Annotated in this window: 16 protein-coding genes; 7 read left to right on the top strand and 9 right to left on the bottom strand. The window is 45.6% G+C overall.

The window, feature by feature from the left end; translation table 11 throughout:
* Positions 1-84: 84 nt before the first annotated feature.
* From JT26_RS09325 to JT26_RS09340, 4 genes are all read left to right on the top strand, one after another.
* On the top strand, positions 85-531 hold the full coding sequence (locus JT26_RS09325; RefSeq protein ID WP_036849075.1) for a PepSY-like domain-containing protein: 447 nt from the start codon (positions 85-87) through the stop codon (positions 529-531).
* Positions 532-997: 466 nt separating this feature from the next.
* Positions 998-1,621 carry a hypothetical protein gene (locus JT26_RS09330; protein ID WP_152565474.1) on the top strand — a complete coding sequence of 208 codons (624 nt, stop codon included), beginning with the start codon at positions 998-1,000 and terminating at the stop codon, positions 1,619-1,621.
* Positions 1,615-1,902 (top strand): transcriptional regulator, encoded by a 288-nt coding sequence (locus tag JT26_RS09335; protein WP_152567022.1) that lies wholly within the window; start codon positions 1,615-1,617, stop codon positions 1,900-1,902. Before JT26_RS09330 ends, JT26_RS09335 begins: the two co-directional genes overlap by 7 nt.
* Positions 1,903-1,930: 28 nt before the next feature.
* Entirely contained in the window at positions 1,931-2,407 is a 477-nt protein-coding gene (locus JT26_RS09340) for a DUF2141 domain-containing protein (RefSeq protein WP_052110500.1), read from the top strand.
* 73 nt (positions 2,408-2,480) lie between these two features.
* Here the strand turns inward: JT26_RS09340 and JT26_RS10290 are convergent, their stop codons facing one another.
* The 5 genes from JT26_RS10290 to clpB all read right to left on the bottom strand — a co-directional run bounded on the left by JT26_RS10290 (position 2,481) and on the right by clpB (position 10,854).
* The gene (locus JT26_RS10290; protein WP_052110501.1) at positions 2,481-2,900 is read right to left on the bottom strand and encodes a hypothetical protein; all 420 of its coding nucleotides are present in this window, start codon (positions 2,898-2,900) and stop codon (positions 2,481-2,483) included.
* Between the two features lie 40 nt (positions 2,901-2,940).
* Positions 2,941-5,586 (bottom strand): valine--tRNA ligase, encoded by a 2,646-nt coding sequence (locus JT26_RS09350; RefSeq protein ID WP_036849083.1) that lies wholly within the window; start codon positions 5,584-5,586, stop codon positions 2,941-2,943.
* Positions 5,587-5,660: 74 nt separating this feature from the next.
* Complete coding sequence (locus JT26_RS09355; RefSeq protein ID WP_036849085.1) at positions 5,661-6,899, bottom strand: Cof-type HAD-IIB family hydrolase; 1,239 nt, start codon at positions 6,897-6,899, stop codon at positions 5,661-5,663.
* A 22-nt stretch (positions 6,900-6,921) separates the two neighbouring features.
* The gene (prmA, locus tag JT26_RS09360; protein WP_052110502.1) at positions 6,922-7,797 is read right to left on the bottom strand and encodes a 50S ribosomal protein L11 methyltransferase; all 876 of its coding nucleotides are present in this window, start codon (positions 7,795-7,797) and stop codon (positions 6,922-6,924) included.
* A 459-nt stretch (positions 7,798-8,256) separates the two neighbouring features.
* Positions 8,257-10,854, bottom strand: a complete 2,598-nt coding sequence (gene clpB / locus JT26_RS09365) for an ATP-dependent chaperone ClpB (protein WP_036849086.1) — start codon at positions 10,852-10,854, stop codon at positions 8,257-8,259.
* 256 nt (positions 10,855-11,110) lie between these two features.
* Here clpB and panC point away from each other — a divergent pair, with 256 nt between their 5' ends.
* Genes panC through JT26_RS09380 form a run of 3 tightly spaced genes read left to right on the top strand, consistent with a single transcriptional unit; the run spans position 11,111 to position 15,237 of the window.
* A complete protein-coding gene (gene panC / locus JT26_RS09370; RefSeq protein WP_036849090.1) occupies positions 11,111-11,968 on the top strand; it encodes a pantoate--beta-alanine ligase in 858 nt (285 codons plus the stop codon).
* Between the two features lie 13 nt (positions 11,969-11,981).
* Complete coding sequence (locus JT26_RS09375) at positions 11,982-13,502, top strand: glycoside hydrolase family 10 protein (protein WP_052110503.1); 1,521 nt, start codon at positions 11,982-11,984, stop codon at positions 13,500-13,502.
* A gap of 34 nt (positions 13,503-13,536) precedes the next feature.
* Positions 13,537-15,237: a putative transporter gene (locus tag JT26_RS09380; RefSeq protein WP_036849091.1), complete on the top strand. Its 1,701-nt coding sequence runs from the start codon at positions 13,537-13,539 to the stop codon at positions 15,235-15,237.
* Positions 15,238-15,647: 410 nt separating this feature from the next.
* Here the strand turns inward: JT26_RS09380 and JT26_RS09385 are convergent, their stop codons facing one another.
* The 4 genes from JT26_RS09385 to JT26_RS09400 all read right to left on the bottom strand — a co-directional run bounded on the left by JT26_RS09385 (position 15,648) and on the right by JT26_RS09400 (position 20,084).
* The gene (locus tag JT26_RS09385; RefSeq protein ID WP_036849092.1) at positions 15,648-15,944 is read right to left on the bottom strand and encodes a hypothetical protein; all 297 of its coding nucleotides are present in this window, start codon (positions 15,942-15,944) and stop codon (positions 15,648-15,650) included.
* A gap of 295 nt (positions 15,945-16,239) precedes the next feature.
* Positions 16,240-17,733: an NADPH-dependent glutamate synthase gene (gltA, locus tag JT26_RS09390; protein WP_036849093.1), complete on the bottom strand. Its 1,494-nt coding sequence runs from the start codon at positions 17,731-17,733 to the stop codon at positions 16,240-16,242.
* A 5-nt stretch (positions 17,734-17,738) separates the two neighbouring features.
* A complete protein-coding gene (locus JT26_RS09395; RefSeq protein ID WP_036849094.1) occupies positions 17,739-18,554 on the bottom strand; it encodes a sulfide/dihydroorotate dehydrogenase-like FAD/NAD-binding protein in 816 nt (271 codons plus the stop codon).
* A 42-nt stretch (positions 18,555-18,596) separates the two neighbouring features.
* Positions 18,597-20,084: a lytic transglycosylase domain-containing protein gene (locus tag JT26_RS09400; RefSeq protein WP_081964600.1), complete on the bottom strand. Its 1,488-nt coding sequence runs from the start codon at positions 20,082-20,084 to the stop codon at positions 18,597-18,599.
* Between the last annotated feature and the right edge of the window lie 24 nt (positions 20,085-20,108).

The raw sequence follows: 20,108 nt of genomic DNA on the forward strand, positions 1-20,108 counted from the left end.
GCTTGAATAATTCAAATTCTTTTCAGATTTGAGTCCTACATTTGTGGTCATATAATTCGTAATTCATAAAAACAGACTACAAACATGAGAAAAATTATTACCCTTTTGGCAATCATCATAGCTGCTGCAACATTTCAGATCAAGGCAGATAACGAGAGACCTATACCTTTTGAAAATCTGCCCAAGCAAGCTAAGGAGTTCATAACAAAGTATTATAGCTCCAAAGAGGTGCTACAAGCCTATGTGGACAAAGACATCCTGACCACTACTTATGACGTTATTTTGGAAAATGGTTGCAAGATAGAGTTCAAGAAAAACGGTGAATGGAAAGAGATTACAAGCAAAAGAGTACCCATCCCGTTCTCTATCGCTCCTCGTCCTATTCAAGACTATGTGAAGACAAACTACCCGAACAGTGATCTCACGAACATAGAGAAAAAGTCGAGAGGCCGTTATCAGATAGACCTTTCAAACGGATTGGAGATAGAATTCGACTCCAAATTCAGAGCAAGAGTGGTGGATGTAGACTGATCCTACTCCCCCATTAAAACCGGGATTATAGACCCGATAAGAAGAAAAAGTCTTCTTATCGGGTCTGTTATTTTTCGCAAGAGAAGATGTTTAACCCTTTTAGAAGTTTCGTTTAACAGATTCAAAACCTTTACCGAACCCTTAAACATCTGCAAAACAAAGCATGAGTTCTACCCTTCAAGGCTTGATGAGTAAAAATCAAGACAAGATTTCTACAGATTAAGCCTTGATTTATAGTTCTTATCCGCTTAACAATAAGAATTGAATATATTAAAGCGACCTTTTTAATATGTTCCCAATAAGATTTCAGCTCAAAATATTTCATACGTAAATTGGTTTATAAAATAAACTTACTTATATTTGCAGTGTGAAAGAAGTTTGTCGATCGTTTATGACAGGCAACTTCATTCTCGGAGACAGGTATTTTTTCTTAGTGTATTACCCTGATAGATCGCTTTTTTTAGTTATGAATGATGTTAAGTTGAATGAGAAAGAGAGCTTGGCTCTTATCTCTCAAATGATTTTAGAAACCAAGCAAAACCTCGGATTGGGACAGTGGAATAAGTTTTTATTCTACGGATACGCATCTGCGATCATAGGCGTTGGAGTCTATTTCTGTTTCAAATTCACGTCAAGTCCCATGTCGTATCTTTTGTGGTTTATCCTACTGCCACTTTCACTCTTTGCAGCACTGTTTTCAAAGAAGCATCCGCCCAAGGTCGTTTCTTATTTGGAAAAAAGCATCAAGTCCGTCTGGATTGTCATCAACACACTATTCTTTCTCTCTTTGCTTATCATCTGTTTGATTTATGCCCTATCTCTCGTAGAGGTAATACACTTTGGACTTATGGCTCCTTTGAGTTTAATGTATGTCGCCATTGGTTGTGCCATTACGGGAGTGCTTCTTAAAGAGAAAGTTGTGGTTTGGACATCGGGATTTTCTTTTCTCTTGGGCGTTTATATCCTTGTAATGCTCCACTCTACCCATTTGTTTCAGAACTACTTCAATCTTCTTTTGGCTCTCTCGTTTGTCATCATGTTGATACTGCCCGGCCATCTTCTCAATGCCAAAGCCAAGCGTGAATTATGATAGAATTAGATCCTCTACTGCATTCCCAACTTCGTCTTGCCATCATCTCCATTTTGATGGGTATAGATGAGGCAGACTTTGTTTTTCTTAAAGAGAAGACCGAAGCAACCTCCGGGAATCTGAGCATTCAGCTGGACAAGCTTTCACAAGCCGGATATATAGAGATCCGAAAAGAGTTTATAGGTAAAAGACCTAGGACATCTTGCCGGATTACTTCCACAGGCAGGAATGCGTTTGAAGCCTACGTGGAAGCTCTAAAACAATATATAGAAATCAAGTAGTATTATTCCCTCTTAATTTTACAGTGTCATGAAAACAAAAGTGATTTTGCTTGCGTTTGCTCTATTTGCAAGTTTTGGCATTGCCGTCCACGCTCAACACAAACTTTCTATCCAGGTAAAAGGGATAGAGACACAGAGTGGCAACATTATGGTTGCTCTTTACAACAATTCGGAAACATTTCTGATAGAGCCATTTAAGACAACAGCCGTTCCCGCTACCGGCACTTCTCAACTCATTGAGCTAAATGATTTACCCAGTGGAAGCTATGCAATGGCTATTTTCCATGATGAAAACGGAAATGGAGATCTGGATAGAGGTGAGTATGGTATCCCTCTCGAAAAGTTTGGTTTTAGTAATAATGTAATGCCTAAAATGGGTCCTCCCTCTTTTGAGGAGTGTAAAATAGATGTGGTATCCGATACTCAGACTGAAATTCGACTTATCTCTGCCTATTCTGCATTCAAAAAGATTTCTTTTATACCTATTGTAAATCATCTCTTCTAAAGGATGTTTGCAATGGTCAATAGTGTATGTAAAAAGCCCTCTGACTGAAAGCGATATGTGCCGAAGCTAAATGCTAACAGTCCAACTCCAAAGAGCGTAAAAACTCATTCAACTCTTTATTCAGGTTGGGCATGAGCGGCTTACTCAGATTTATAACCTCACTATCCCATTGCAGAAACGTGTTTTCCACTTCATTCTCCTCCCCTATCATGGATACGGAAAATGGAATTTTGAAACAGTCTTGATAGAAGAACCCCTTATCCCGAAGCCTTTTTACCGCCTCTTTTATGACCTTATTCATGGCATTGAATTGCCGGCTTTCGTATGGGATTTTAGCCAAGCACTCATGTTCGTCGTTCAATAGGAGCAACTCATTTTCCGGAAGAACGTGCTTGAGAAAAAATGCGTGAGTTGAAGCTTCCGGAGTTTGCGATAATACCTTTCGTCCTTCCTTGAATAGCTCTTCTACTGCCTGGGATAGTTTCTGAAACATGTGTAGATAAAATGGATTTGGAAATATTGATTCTCTCTGTTTACTTGCCTAACATCGCAATACGTTCGCGCAATGTCTCCAATTTTTCAGTGGCATCGGACTGTTTTTTTCGCTCAAGAGCCACCACTTGTTCCGGTGCATTGGCAACAAACTTTTCGTTCTCCAGCTTTTTATTCACCGATAGCAAAAATTTCTCGTAGTATGCCACCTCCTCATGAAGCTTCTTTAGCTCCTCTTCGGTATCTATAAACCCTCCCATCGGAATGGCAAATGTCGCTGTGCCTATCATGATTGAAGCATCATTGGGATCGGCTTCTCTATCTCCGACTTCATACTTTTCGATATTTGCCAAACGGCAAACAACAGATACGGCTTCCGTGCTTAGAACGGCTTGTGTCGCGTAAAGAGATAAAGCCTCTTTAGGAGAAATGTTGTTTTTTACCCTTAGATTTCGGATCTGACTGATAAGTTCACGAGCCATCTCGACCTCTTTGAGGAAAGTAGCATCAAAGGTAGAATCTATCTTCAAAGGATGCTTCATGATGCTGTCTCCCTCTTTTCTTTCTTCCACGAGTTGCCATAACTCCTCTGTGATAAATGGCATAAAAGGATGGAGTAACTGCATCAAAATGGAGAAAAAGTCCAAGGTGGCTTGTTTGGTTTCAGCATCTATGGGAGAGCCGTAAGCAGGCTTTACCAGTTCGAGATAACAAGCAGAGAAGTCATCCCAAAAGAGTTTATACAGAAGCAACATAGCATCGCTCAGCCTGTATTTATCAAAATAATCTGCCAGCTCTACGGATACTTCCGAAAGGCGATTACGGAACCAGTTTACGGCTGCAATACTTGCATCTGTCGGCTTTTGTACAACCGCTACATCCCATCCGCAAACAAGACGGAAGGCATTCCATATCTTATTGTTGAAGTTACGCCCTTGCTCGCAAAGCGACTCGTCAAAAAGAATATCATTACCAGCAGAAGCGGCAGTCATGAGACCCATACGCACTCCGTCTGCACCATACTTTGCAATAAGATCCAACGGATCAGGAGAGTTGCCTAAAGACTTTGACATCTTTCGTCCTTGAGCATCGCGCACAATGCCGGTAAGGTAAACATGACCAAACGGACGCTTTCCGGTGTATTCATAACCCGCCATAATCATACGTGCGACCCAGAAAAACAGGATGTCCGGACCGGTAACCAGGTCGGAGGTTGGATAGTAATACTCCAACTCTTTTCTCTCTTTTTCCGTCGGGTTAATAACGCTTCCAAAAACCGATATAGGCCATAACCACGAAGAGAACCAAGTGTCCAAACAATCTTCTTCTTGTCTTAGATCTTCAAGGGTAAGCGTATTGTCCTGACTCTTTTCACGTGCTAAGACTAAAGCCTCTTCCTTAGATGATGCAACAACGAAACCGCCTTGAGGCAAGAAGTAAGCAGGGATACGATGCCCCCACCAAAGCTGACGAGAGATACACCAATCCTTTATGTTCTCCATCCAATGGAAGTATGTGTTCTTGAATTTGGCAGGTACAAGAAGAACATCATCCTGTTTGACTGCCTCGATAGCCGGTTGAGCCAATCGCTTCATATCAAGGAACCACTGCATTGAAAGTTTTGGCTCGATAGGTACTTGTGTTCGCTCCGAACATCCGACCTTATTAACGTATGCCTCTTCTTTCTCCATCAATCCGGCCATGGCAAGATCTTTTGCAATCTGCTTCCTTACATCGAACCTGTCCATGCCCTTGTACTGAAGACCATGCTCGTTCAAAGTGCCGTTGTCATTGAATATATCTATGGAGGGAAGAGCATATTTCTCTCCCAGCATATAGTCATTCACATCATGCGCAGGCGTTACTTTCAAACATCCGGTACCAAATTCCCGCTCGACATATTCGTCCATGATTATCGGTATCTCCCGATTTACAAGAGGAATACGTACATGTTTATCTTTCAGATAGCTGTATCTTTCATCTTCCGGATGTACACAAACAGCAGTATCTCCAAGTATAGTTTCCGGACGAGTGGTGGCAACAATGATGTATTTCCCCGGCTCTTCTACCACTTCATACTTCAAGTAGTAAAGTTTGCTCTGCTCTTCTTTGTAGATTACTTCCTCATCGGACAGTGCAGTAAGGGCTTTGGGATCCCAGTTGACCATTCTCACTCCACGATAGATATAGCCTTTGTTGTACAGATCGACAAAGACATCTATCACACTTTGAGAGCGATTTTCATCCATTGTAAAGGCTGTTCTGTCCCAATCACAAGAAGCACCCAACTTCTTGAGCTGCTCCATGATGATGCCTCCATGCTTATGTGTCCACTCCCAAGCATGATCAAGGAATTGTTCTCTTGTAAGTTCGCTCTTTTTGATACCCTCTTCTGCCAGTTTATTTACCACTTTTGCTTCGGTGGCGATAGAGGCATGGTCTGTTCCGGGAACCCATAGAGCGTTCTTTCCCATCATTCTTGCACGTCGAATAAGAATATCCTGAATGGAGTTGTTCAACATGTGTCCCATGTGCAATACACCTGTTACATTGGGAGGAGGCATCACTATCGTGTATGGTTCACGAGCGTCCGGTTTGGAGGAAAATATCTTATTTTCCATCCAGTATTTATACCACTTATCCTCCACCAATGAGGGATCATATTTACTTGCAATATCCTTATTCATCGTCTTTATGTTACTTTTTTCTTTGTTTTAAGAGGTACAAAAATAGCAATTATTCTCTGCACATCTACACTTTACTATCTACGCTTTATGATGCTATTGACTACTCGGATGGAAGAGATAATCTTATCCGTTCCGGTCAGAACATCCACATTCCAGACGTGAGAGCTTCTCCCCTTGTGTACTATGGTAGCTACACCTCTTACCACATCCCCTTCGTGAGCGGACGATATATGGTTGCCGCTTACCTGCATACCAACCTGTATTTCGTTTTCATCACAGAGAAAAACAGACCCGTATCCTGCAAGTGTTTCCGCAAAAGCAAGCGTTGCACCCCCATGAAGGATTCCCATCGGCTGACGGGTACGAATATCCACCGGCATGGTCGCTTCCACTCTTCCTTCCGACAGGTGGGTACACTTGATGCCGAGCGTACTCATCAGAGTGTTTTGCATGAGTGAGTTGAAGTACTCAAGGTCTATGGTTTTCTTGTCTTCCGCATGAAAGAATACCTTTTGAATAAGATGCGCAACGCCGTCTTCATTATTACTTTTCGTAATATAGTGCGCACACTGCTTGACTGCTTCCGTTGCATTGCCCATGGCAACACCAAGACCGGCAAGCTGGATCATGGAAAGATCGTTGTAGCTATCCCCTACCGCGATGAGCTGTTTAGGTGTCATGTTGAGTTCGCTCAAAAGAAAAGAGAGGGCTTTACCTTTATCTATTTGAGCCGGAACTATTTCGAGATAGGTCTCTGCCGACCTGTATATATTGATTCGTTGCCCTAAAATCTGAACAAGCTCTGCAAATATCTTATCCAATGGTTCCTTCTCTCCGATTATGGCAACCTTGTGAGGTGGTTTTACCACTGCTTCCACAAAATCCGTTACCTTTCGGATAGGCATATTGCCATTAAGGAAAGATTCATGCTTTACCAGCTCATGATCCGCATCTTCAGTTATGACAGCATCAAATGTATAAGTTAAAATCGACTGCCCCGCATCCTTTGCGTATTGGTACAATACAGGGATCAGATCCAGATCCAAACAGTGGTTAGCCAAGATTTTACCATCGGAACATCTGATGATCTTTCCGCCATTATACGAAAGCATATAACCTCCAAACTCATCCAGCTTCAACTGTCTTGCGATGTGAGAAACACCATGTGTCGGACGTCCCGAAGCAAGAGCTATTTTGAGCCCTGCCTGTTGTATGCCTATGATATACTTTAGTGTGTCTTTGGAGATCTCTTTTTGGTCATTGGTAAGAGTACCATCCAAATCCAGGGCTATCAGCTTATACTTATCATCCATATCTGTTGTATCTTTTGCGTCATTAGTTATTTCGTGCAGCCATGAGTGCGCACCATTCATTGTTTACAATCTGCTTTCTTATCCCAAATCCATGTTCGGAAAGCGCTTTTTCTATCATGGGCACATCCTGTTTATAGAATCCACTTAGGAAGATTGCTCCACCCGGTTTTATGGTAGAGATATAAAGGGAAAGATCTTCCATGATAATATTTCTGTTGATATTGGCAATGAAAATATCTACCGGGGCGGACTCTTTCAATAGTTGCGCATCGCCATGCAGTACAATGATTTTATCAACATTGTTGAGGAGGGCATTATCCAAAGTGTTCCGATAGCACCACTCATCTATGTCTATTGCAGTAATGTTTTCGGCTCCTTTGAGGGCGGTATAGATAGCCAATATCCCGGTACCACACCCCATATCCAGGACACTTTTGCCATGTAACTCCTCTTCACTCAGTAGAGAGATCATTCCGGATGTCGTGCTGTGATGTCCCGTTCCGAAAGCCATCTGAGGTTGTATGAGTAGCTCTGTACAAGGAGCCGTTCCGCCATGTGGGGCATGAAATGGAGCACGGATGTAGCAGTCTGCCACGGTAATGGGAGAGAAAAAGTTCTTTTCCCACTCCTCATTCCAGTTTTTATCCTCCATCTCTTCCGATGAATAAGATATTTCGAATCCATCTATCGGCAAAACTCTGAGGGCTTCCTCCACCGCTTCCGTCAGAGAAGAAGATTTTGGAGCATACGCTAACAACGAGCCTTCGTCCGTCTGTTCAAAACTTTCAAAACCGCCATCGGCAAGAAATTGGGAGAGAAGATCGAATATCAGAGACCGCTCTATATCTTTAGCTTCACTTGAAAAGGATATTTCAAACCTGTACTGAATATACTTCATTTTCTTATCAATATATCTCTACAAAGATAGCTATTCAATATCGTTTCAACAATCTGTACAGAGAGGTAAAGGTAATGCCCGGCAGCCGAGACCTGTTCTCAATGATGAATTTTCGAGTTTGAATCTTATTATGAACCTGTTAAAGAAAAGAGTTGACCATGTTCAAATCTTCTGCTAAACAGGATAAAAACTATAAATCAAGGCATGACTCGTGAAAATCACACCTTGATTTATGGAAACCAAACCTTAAAACGCACAAATCATACCTTGACTTAAAGATGTTTAAGCTTTTAGTGAAACTCTTTAATCTGTTCATGAAGATTTGCGAACAGGTTCAGCGTATTTTATTTCAAAAGACAAGCATCTTGCCAAACAACTTATTGATACCGGATGTGGACTGTTGTAATGAGTTTTCTTTTTATTCCCCTATCAGGTAAGGCAACAGCTCATCTGTTATGATCATGATTGAAGAAAAACATAGTCTCCCTCCCTATAATCCACAAGAATGGTTTTGTCTGTGCTTAAACTGTTGCTCAACAATGCTTTGGAAAGCTCGTTCAGAACTCTTCTCTTGATCACTCTCTTCACGGGTCTTGCTCCAAACTGCGGATCATATCCCTCCAAAGCAAGTTCTTTCACGGCTTCTTCAGAGAAGTCTATCTTTATCATATTTTCTTCGAGCATCTTCCGTATTCCTTCAAGTTGCAGTCTGACGATCTTAAATATCTCTTCCTGCGATAGAGGAGCAAACACTATTGTTTCATCTATACGGTTTAGAAGCTCCGGTCGTATCGTTCTCTTCAAAAGCGCCAACACTTTCTCTTTGCTCTCTTTCAAGACTCTGTCCGATCCGGTACGTTCATACTCTTCCATGCTTTCTCGGATAATATCGGATCCGAGATTAGAAGTCATGATGATAATAGTATTCTTGAAGTTCACGGTACGTCCTTTGTTGTCTGTCAGTCGTCCGTCATCCAAGACTTGAAGCAGGATATTGAACACTTCCGGATGTGCTTTCTCTATCTCATCGAAGAGTATCACGGAGTAAGGCTTTCTTCTTATGGACTCTGTGAGCTGTCCTCCTTCATCGTATCCGACATATCCCGGAGGTGCACCAATAAGACGAGTTGCAGAAAACTTTTCTTGATATTCACTCATATCTATGCGTGTCATCATGTTTTCGTCATCAAACAGCAGTTCTGCCAAAGCTTTTGCCACTTCTGTCTTACCCACACCAGTCGTTCCCAAGAAGATGAAAGAGCCGATAGGTCGCTTAGGATCTTGAAGCCCTGCTCTCGAACGTCTCACGGCATTAGCGATGGCAGAGATAGCTTCTTCTTGTCCCACCACTCTTTTGTGCAGCTCCTCTTCCAAGTGCAGCAGCTTCTCTTTCTCCGATGACATCATCTTGCTTACAGGAATATTGGTCCATTTGGAGACAACATCGGCTATATCGTCCTGATCCACCACTTCTTTGACCATTGCGTTATCTCCTTGTATTTTGATCAGTTCCTGTTCTGCCTCCGCTATCTGCTTCTTCTTGGTCTCTATTTTCCCATATCTTATTTCGGCGACTTTACCATAATCGCCCTCGCGTTCTGCTTTATCCGCAAGGTAGTTAAGCTCTTCGATCTCCGTCTTGTTGGCTTGGATGATTCCGATCTGCTCTTTCTCTTTCTGCCAACGTGCTCTCAACTGCATCTCGTCCTCCTTCAAAGATGCAATTTCTGCAAGTATGGCTTTCATCTTGAGCTCATCGTTGTCGAGCTTTATGGCTTCACGCTCTATCTCCAGTTGCTTTATCTTTCTAGAGATTTCATCCAACTCTTCCGGCAAAGAGTCTATCTGCATTCTCAATCGGGCAGATGCTTCATCCATCAAATCTATTGCCTTGTCCGGTAAAAATCTGTCTGTTATATAACGAGAAGATAGTTTTACGGCAGCTATGATGGCATCATCTTTTATTCTGATCTTATGATGATTTTCGTACTTCTCCTTTATTCCTCGCAGGATAGAGATAGTACTCAACTCATCAGGTTCTTCTACCATTACGATTTGGAAGCGTCTTTCGAGAGCTTTGTCTTTCTCAAAATATTTTTGATACTCGTTGAGCGTCGTTGCTCCTATCGCATGCAGTTCGCCACGAGCAAGAGCAGGCTTCAGAATATTAGCGGCATCCATCGCCCCTTCACTCTTTCCGGCTCCCACAAGAGTGTGAATCTCGTCTATGAAAAGAATGATATTCCCTTCCGATTTAGAGACTTCATTCACCACTCCTTTGAGACGCTCTTCAAACTCTCCCTTGTATTTTGCTCCGGCTATCAAAGCACCCATGTCGAGAGAATATACCTCTTTGGTTTTTAGATTCTCCGGGACATCTCCTCTAACGATACGGTGAGCAAGCCCTTCGGCTACGGCAGTCTTCCCTACCCCCGGTTCTCCTATCAGGATAGGGTTATTTTTCGTTCTTCTTGAAAGGATCTGCAACACTCTTCGTATCTCTTCATCCCGACCGATAACCGGATCCAGCTTACCGCTTCGAGCTTTCTCTGTGAGATTTTGAGCATACTTGCCGAGTGCATCGTAGTTGTCATCCGAAGATTGAGATGTGATATTGCTCCCCTTTCTTAGCTCCATAATCGCTGTATTGAGAGATTTTTCCGTAGCTCCCATATCCTTTAACAGATGTTCCGCATCCGCTCCTTTCTGAAGGATGGCGAGTAGCAGATGCTCTACCGCAACGTATTGGTCTTTGAAATCCGTTGCAAGTTGAGAGGCATGAGAAAGCACTGCATTTGAGGCGGAAGAGAGATACGGCTCCGAAGCTCCCCCTGTTACACGAGGAAGAGAAGCTATCTTATCCTTAATTCGTTTCTTGAGAGTCTCCGGATCTATTCCGATCTTTGGAAATATGTATCCGGAGAGATGCCCGGCTTCCTCCATTATAGCAAGAAGGATATGCAGGGGATCAATGGATTGTTGATGCTCTTGTTGCGCAAGCATTATCGCTTTTTGGATAATCTCTTGCGACTTGATAGTCATATTATTCCAGTTCATGATATATGTTTTTTAGGTTTTGTACTATTTGCTATTGTGAACGATAAAGTACAATCAAAAGCATAACCCAAGTGTCCTGACTGCAGAAAACGGCAGATATACTAAGCCAAAAGTAACATATAACATCTTAAAATGTCATATATCATCCGCTAAAACGTCATTCTTATATGACAAATGACAGAGTTTAAGTAATAAAATCCTATTTATTTGGGTAACTTTGCGGACATAATAAAAACATAATCAGAACAAACACCGAATGGTAACAATAGACAATATAAAGCTTCTAAAAGAGAAACTTTCAGAAGAGAGAAAACAGACGAAAAAGATAGGATTTGTTCCTACAATGGGTGCTCTTCATGACGGACACATCAGTTTGGTCAAACGCTCCATCAGCGAAAATGATATTACGGTAGTAAGTGTCTTCCTGAACCCCACGCAGTTTAACAACGCAAGAGATTTTGAGACCTATCCGAGAGATCTTGACAGAGATCTAAGACTACTTTCCGAAGCAGGAGCAGACTATGTTTTTGCTCCGACAGTGGAAGAGATATATCCTAAAGATGAACCTCGCCAATCTCCTTTCGATCTTGGACGAGTGGCAGAGGTTATGGAAGGTAAGCATCGTCCCGGACACTTTGCCGGAGTTGCGGAGGTGGTTTCCAAACTTTTCAGAATAGTCGAGCCGGATAAAGCATACTTTGGAGAAAAAGATTTTCAACAGATTGCCGTTATTCGCCGAATGCTCTCTCTCATGCCGGATGTATCTATTGAGATCATCCCTTGTGAAATAGTAAGAGAAAAGGATGGACTTGCAATGAGTTCTCGCAATACCCGGCTCAATGAAGACGAACGCCGATCTGCGCCATTCATCTACAAAGCTCTTAGACATGGTGTAGAGCTGTTTCGCAAAGGGGCTTCTGTGGAAGAGGTGTATAAAGCCGTGATTGAGCAAATAGACCAAACTCCTCACTTAAAGGTGGAATACTTCTCTATCGTGGATGGAGAGAGTCTCGAAGATATCAAATGCTGGGAAGAGAGTCGGGTACCGGTAGGATGTATTACAGTCTATTGCGGTGAGGTGCGGCTTATAGACCACATCCATTTTACAAGCTAATATCAGACAACCCATGAATAGCACCACTTTTATAAGAATGGCAATAAGGACCGGAAGACCTCTACTCCTTATTGCTATCCTTGTTTTAAGCACAATGCTTCCATCTTTTGCGGAACAACCTCCAAGTCTGTACCCAAAAAGAGAGATGCGCGCAGTCTGGCTGACAACACTTTACGGTCTGGATTGGCCCAAGGCTCGTACAGCTGCATTGCAACGACAAGAGATAGACAGAATGCTCGACAGCCTCCGGTCTGCACATTTCAACACCGTATTTATACAGGTAAGAGGGCGGGGAGATGTCATTTACAAGAGTAAGTTTGAGCCGGTCATGCTGCCTTTCAGGGCTGCAATGTCGCAAGATAAAAGCTATGATCCTCTTGCTTATGTCATACAGGGGTGTCATGATAGAGGAATGGAATGCCATGCCTGGATGGTTACCCTTAAAATGGCAAATGTCTCCGAATTCAGACACGCACCGAAAGACTCCTACATAAAAAGGTACAGGGCTCACACCATTCGCCACAACGGAGAGATCTATATGGATCCGGCCTCGGAACATGCTCGAAGATTTCTTGCAGATCTGGCAGAAGAGCTTGCTTCCAACTACGATATAGATGGTATCCACCTGGACTATATCAGGTATCCCGAAAGAGCTGAGAAGCTGAATGACCAACGTTCCTACAAAAGATCCAAAAGCAATCTTTCCCACTCTGCATGGCGAGAGGAGAATATTCATAGAACAGTCTCCATGATATACGACAGAGTGAAAAGCGTAAAGCCGCACATTCAAGTCAGTGCATCACCTATCGGGAAGTATAGCAATGGTGTGAAGAACAACGGATATGTATGGACGGCAAAGGAGTCTGTCCATCAAGATCCCGTGGCATGGAAGCGTTCGGGGAAGATAGACTTTGTAGTCCCGATGATGTATTTTAAGGGAGAAGACTTCTTCTATCACCTCAAGAAGTGGAACAGAGAGATGGATGGGAAGATGGTAGCCGGGCTTGCCTCATACAAGATGCTCAAAAGTCAGGGCGGATGGGACTACACAGATCTCAAACAACAGATTGACAGCTGCCGAGCCGAGTCCGGAGTGGGAGGAATCTGTTTCTTCAGAGCCGAGCAGCTTTTTGACAATAAGTATGGTCTTTGGAACTATCTGCGCCAAGAAGCATTCACTCGCCCGGCTCTTCTTCCGCTCAGATCATCCAATCCGGCAGCACCGGAGGCTGTTCCGGAGATTACGGACTTCTCTCTTCACGGAGATACACTGGTGGCAGAGTGGAGCTATGCAGGGAAAGACTCTCCCACATTCAACATCTATATCTCCATGGATGGGAATGATGTCCGGACGGAAACCGCCGAATACCTTTCGCGTATCGGGATAAAAGAAAAAAAGCTTACCATTCCTCTTGGCAACATACCGGAGGATACGCTTATACAGATCACCGTAACGGCATATACCACAGAGTATGCCGAGAGTGCGCCGGCGCACTCTGCCGTCTATTATCACAGACCCAAAGAGCAACAATAAAGATCTTACAGACAAGTTGTAGTATATATATAATATGTGGACAGACGAAATCATATCTTTTCTGACCGAACCTTCTATCCTACAGGCAGTAGTAGCCTTATTCCTTGTCAGCGGCATAGGGATGTATTTAGGGAAGTTCAGCTTCAAGGGGGTGTCTTTAGGGCTTTCGATGGTATTCTTCATCGGTATCATCTGCTCGCACTTCGGGCTGAGAGTGGACTCTGAAATCCTTGCCTTTACCATCAACGTCGGGCTTATCCTTTATGTCTATACGCTGGGGCTTCAGGTCGGTCCGGCCTTCATCGAGTCTCTGAAGAAGAGAGGGATCGTGCTCAATCTCTGGGCTACAGCCATCATTGTTCTGAGTATTGTGGTGATAGTGGTTCTTTATCTTATCTCCAACCAATCTCTCCCTCATCTGATGGGAGTATTGAGTGGAGCCGTAACCAACATGCCGGTCTTGGGGGCATCTCAGGAAGCCGTCAGCGGAGTATTGGTACATCAGGGAGCATCTCAGGAAGTGCTCTCGAAGACGCTTGCCGAGATGGCTATGGCTACTGCGATAGCTTATCCTTTCGGGGTGATCGGCGTTTTTATCGTCATAGCCATTCTCAAGACGCAGGTGCCTCGTTCCGGAGCATCGGCAGAAGAAGACGACACCGTCAAGACAATCACCAAAGAGTACCTCATAACCAACAGCGCCGTTGCGGGCAAAACCATCAGGGAGCTCATGACGCTCAACACCGTACCCATGCTGGTCTCGCGGATCTGGAGGGAGGGACGGTTTATGATGCCCAAGTCGGACACGGAGCTGCAGCCGGGCGATCACGTCCTTGTCGTGAGCGAAGAGGAACACCATCCCAAGATACTGCTTCTTTTGGGTGAAGAGGCAAAAGGAGTCCGGCCCGGAGAAGAAGTGATAGACTGGGAAGCCGCCAACGAATCGCTCGCATCTCGCAGAATCATCATAACCAGACAGGAGATCAACGGCGTACGTCTGGCATCCTTAGACCTCAGAAGCAGGATGAACATCAACGTAACCTCCGTCATCCGCGCAGGCATCACGCTGCTCCCCTCTCCGTCTCTCCGCCTGCAGATGGGCGACAGGCTCTCCGTCGTGGGCAAAGAGAGCGACCTCAAGGAGCTTTCCCGGATGATGGGCAACGAGCTGAAAGAGCTGGACACACCCTACCTTGTAACCCTTTTTATAGGGATGCTGCTGGGGTGCGTGCTGGGTGCCATCCCCATTGTGATACCGGGTATCTCCACGCCGATCAAGATGGGAATCGCCGGAGGTCCGCTCATTGCCGGTATTCTGATGAGTGCCTACGGAGTAAGGCTCCACCTGAACACCTACATCACCTCCAGCGCCAATCTGATGATACGCACCTTCGGCATCGTGCTTTTCATGGCTGCGCTCGGGCTCAGTTCGGGAGAAGGGTTCTTCGCGACCCTTTCGCAAGGTCCCGGACTGATATGGATGGCTCTCGGCACTGCCGTCACCGTCCTGCCTCCCCTCATCATCGGCTACATCTGCATGAAGTGGTTCAAGCTCTCCTTCAGCCACACGGCAGGAGTTGTATGCGGCAGCATGGCCAATCCCATAGCTCTCGACTACGCCTCCTCTCTCGTAAAAGGCGACACCATTGCGGTGTCTTACGTCACGGTTTACCCCCTCACGATGTTCGCCAGAGTGATTGCCGCGCAGCTCACCGTGGGGATCATCATGGGATGACGGCGGGACGAACAGCCCGTCTGCCATCACTTCTCCCCCACGGCTCCGCATCGTTTGCCGCAAATCAATAGGGGACAGACAGATAAACAAGTAAAAGCAACGTCGGTACGATACGTATCGGCGTTGCTTTCGTTACGGGTGCAAGCTCCCGAAACAGGCGGCAAACGCCCGGAGAGTTGAGAGCTTTTCTCCGGATTGTTACCGCCCGGCCTCTTCCCCCCTGCACTCTCATGAAGAAAAGAGTACGAACAAAAAGGGTCCGACAAAGCGTTCCGGGCATTGAAAATCGGGGCAGAAAACAGCGAAAAAAAACCGAAAAACAGAGGCTTTTTCTCCCGTTTTGAGGCCGACTTTCGGCTCGACTATTTCAACCTTAATCGTAAAAATGTAATCTCCTGTTTAACAGCAAATTATATTCCTTGAGGATTTGGCAAAAATTTCTTGGCCAAGAAAATTTTTTTTCTTGGCCACAAAAATTTTTTTTCTTGGCCACAAAAATATTTTTTCTTGGCCACACAATTTTTTTTCCTTGCCCAAGCCGTTTTTTTTACGTGCTCAAGCAGATTTTTTTTCGTGCGCACGTAAATTTTTTTTCGTGCGCACATAAATTTTTTTTCATGCGCACAGAAATTTTTTTTCATGCGCACATAAATTTTTTTTCGTGCGCACGTAAATTTTTTTTCATGCGCACGTAAATTTTTTTTCATGCGCACAGAAATTTTTTTTCATGCGCACAGAAATTTTTTTTCATGCGCACAGAAATTTTTTTTCATGCGCACGTAAATTTTTTTTCATGCGCACGTAAATTTTTTTTCATGCGCACATAAATTTTTTTTCGTGCGCACGTAAATTTTTTTTCGTGCGCACAGAATTTTTTTTCCTTGCGGAAGAAGATGTTGGGTATTCCCTTTTCAGGGACGGAATCGGAGGGAGAGGGTAAAAAAGAAGTCCCACACTCTTCGGGAGAGTATGGGACTTCGAGAATCGGTATTTCGGGTCTCGTCAATGCGCCATGTAGGTTCGGGTCAGATAGTCGTGCATGCCTTTGGCTGCGTTTCTGCCGTCTCCCATGGCAAGGATCACGGTGGCTCCTCCACGCACGATGTCTCCGCCGGCAAAGATGTCGGGGATGTCGGCTTGGTTGTTTTCGCTCACGACGATGGTGCCGTGTCGGGTGATGGTGAGCCCCTGTATGCTCTTAGGGATGAGCGGATTGGGAGAGACACCCACGCTGACGATGGCTTCGTCCACGTCTATTTCGACCACGTCGCCCTCGATAGGCACGGGGGATCTGCGCCCGGATGCGTCCGGCTCGCCAAGCTCCATCCTCTGGAGCAGGATGGAGGTGAGGCGTCCTTTTTCGTCCCCTTTGTAGGCGATGGGGTTGTGAAGGGTGAGAAATTCGACTCCCTCTTCCTGTGCGTGGTGCACTTCTTCGAGACGGGCAGGCATTTCGTCCAGACCTCTCCGGTAGATGATCATGGCTCGCTTGGCTCCCAGACGGAGAGCCGTGCGGACGGAGTCCATGGCGGTGTTGCCCCCTCCGATGACAGCAACGCTGAGCCCTCTCGATACGGGGGTTTCGCTCGTTCGGGAGAAAGCTCCCATGAGATTGACGCGGGTGAGGTATTCGTTGCTGGACATGACGCCCACGAGGTTCTCTCCGGGAATGCCCATGAAGCGCGGAAGTCCTGCCCCGCTGCCGATGAACAATCCCTTGAAGCCCTCCCGGTGAAGATCTTCGTAGGAGAGCGTCTTGCCCACGATGCAGTTGGTCTCAAACTTTACTCCCAGCTCGCGGAGCTTGCGGATCTCAAACTCCACGATGTCGTTGGGCAGGCGAAACTCCGGGATGCCGTACTTCAACACCCCCCCGATCTCGTGCAGCGCCTCGAAGACCGTGACGTCGTAGCCGTACTTTGCCATGTCGCCGGCAAACGAAAGCCCTGCCGGTCCGCTGCCCACAACCGCAACCTTGATGCCGTTGCCCTTCGGAAGGGGGGCTTTTTCGGCAGGCCGGCGGAGCGTATGCTCGCGCTCGAAGTCTGCCGCATAACGTTCCAGGTAGCCTATCGCCACAGGCTCTTTCTTGAGCTTGAGGGTGTAGAAGCATTGAGACTCGCACTGCTTCTCCTGCGGACAGACACGTCCGCAAACGCCGGGGAGAGCCGTGGTCTCTCGCAGGACGCGAGCCGCTTCGAGCACTTCCCCACGCTCGATGTTTTTGATGAAGGTCGGGATATGGATCCTCACGGGACAGCCGTTCATGCAGGTGGGATCCACACAGTCGAGACAGCGCACCGACTCCTGCCCTGCTTGCTCGTGAGAGAGCCCGAGATTGACCTCTTCGTTGTTCTTGTTCCGGATGTCGGGATCCAACGCGGGCATCACGACACGAGGGGTTGCGATACGGTCTTTCGCCTTGACGCTCTTGCGCAACAGCTCTCTCCACTCTTCTGCCCGACGTTCTGCTATTTGCTCTTTTTCGGTTGGCATAGGGCTTAATCTTCTCTGCGGTTCAACTCCTGTTCATACTCCCTGTAAGCTCCCTGACGAAGCAACATCTCATCGAAGTCTACCTGGTGAGCATCAAACTCCGGCCCGTCCACGCATACAAAGCGTGTCTTTCCGCCCACGGTTACTCTGCAAGCTCCGCACATCCCCGTGCCGTCTACCATGATGGTGTTGAGCGATGCCATGGTGGGGACGTTGTACTTCTTGGTCAGAAGCGATACGAACTTCATCATGATGGCAGGCCCGATCGTTACGCAAAAGTCTACCTTCTCTCTCAGAATCACCTGCTCGACGCCCTCGGTTACAAGCCCTTTCTGTCCGTACGAGCCGTCGTCCGTCATGATGATCACTTCGTCCGAGTGCCGGCGCATGAGCTCTTCCATGATGATAAGCTCCTTGGAACGGGCAGCCAGCACGACGATGACCCTGTTCCCGGCTTCGTGCATCGCCTGAACAATGGGGAACAGCGGAGCAACGCCCACTCCCCCTCCGGCACAAACAACGGTGCCAAACTTTTCTATGTGAGTGGCTTGCCCCAAAGGCCCGACCAGGTCTTGGATATAGTCGCCCTCCGACAACTCGCACAGCTTCTTCGAGCTGCGACCTACATTCTGTACCACAAGTGTGATGGTTCCTGCCTCCGGATCTGCTCCGGCAATGGTCAAAGGTATTCTTTCTCCCTTTTCTCCGACACGAAGAATCACAAAGTGCCCGGCTTTGCGCGATCTCGCAATCCGGGGCGCTTCCACTTCAAATCGGACGACACGGGGAGAGAGAAACTCTTTTTTCAGAATTTTGTTCATACAATAATCGTTCTAAAAACAGTAGTTGCTCCTTCTTTATTCTTAAGGAATGATTAGTTTCTGACCTATTTTGATGTTGTTACTCCTGAGTCCGTTGGCTCGCTTGAGAGATGTTACGGTTACTCCCTTGTATTTAGCGGCTATCCCTCCGAGAGTATCTCCTTTCTTTACTGTATAATATCGCTTTGCCGATCCCGTTGTTACACGCGAACGCTGTTTTTTGTTTTTCTGTGGCTCTGTGGTGTCTATGCCGGCTACGGTGATGTTTGAGGCATCTGTGTCTTTAGGCAGTCTTATAAGCAGCTTTGTTCCGACCCGCAGAGAAGAGATGCCGGCATTCCACTCTTTGATCTCGCTTACCGTTACTTCGTACTTTCGGGAGATAGAAGCAAATGTCTCCCTCTTCCTTACGGTGTGGTAAATCTCCTTATATTCGACCTCTTTTACTTCCTCGCCCTTACCTGCAAAAGGAGCCAGGGCATTCAATGAGTCCCTTTTGAAAGAGAAGGTCAAAGCCGCCTGAGTAGGGAGAGTGAGCACCTGCGTAGTATAAGTACCGGGAACAATGTTGTGCTTGTACTTGGGATTGAGAGATTTGATAACGTCCACAGGCTCGCCGGAAAGGAGGCTGATCTCTTCGAAGGTCCTTTTCGTTCGGATATGTATAGTGTCCGTAGCCAATACCACATCCATCGTTTGAGGTTCTATACCGTGAGACTTGTAATACTCCATCGTATAGTAAGCGGCTATGAACAGGGGGACGTAAGCACGAGTTTCTCTGGGTAAATACGGAAAGATGTCCCAAAATTTTCTCTTTCCTCCGGCTCTTCGTATCGCTTTATTCACATTGCCGGGACCGCAATTGTACGAAGCGATAACAACCAGCCAGTCTTGGTAGATCTCGTACATATCCTTGAAATAACGAGCGGCAGCTTCTGTGGCAAGACGAGGATCCCTGCGCTCATCTATGAGACTGTTGATGTCAAGACCATAAACCTTTCCGGTATTCAGCATAAACTGCCACAAACCTGTTGCGCCCATCCTTGACACGACAAACGGATTAAGGTTGCTCTCTACAATAGCAAGATACTTCAACTCATGGGGCAGGTTGTGCTTGTCGAAGACTTCCTCTATCATGGGGAAATATAACCCGGTCTTTGGCAACATGGTGGAAACTAAAGCCCTTCTTCTATTGACATATAGCTCTATACACTCCCGGACAACGCTATTATAGCTCAATGGTATTCTGCTTGGCAGGGCTGCCAATCGGTTTATGTAAACAGAGTCTGCGAGATAAGAAGGATAGACCTGATTTTTTGATGCGGTATTAGGCTTACCAATTTTATAATAATCGGTATATCTCTGAGAGATCAGACTATCTACTTTTTCATCTAAATTCTCCGGTAATAATCCAAGATCTGCCTCCACCGTAACAATCTCAAGAGAGTCCAACGAACTCTCTATTGCCTTGGAAGAGAGATACGAAAAGAAAAATAAGCTGATAAAAAGTAAATATCTTGGTCTAATCATTGAAACAAGATTTAGGATTGGAGA

Origin of the sequence: Porphyromonas sp. COT-108 OH1349, from assembly GCF_000768755.1 — a bacterium.
Lineage (GTDB): Bacteria > Bacteroidota > Bacteroidia > Bacteroidales > Porphyromonadaceae > Porphyromonas_A > Porphyromonas_A canoris.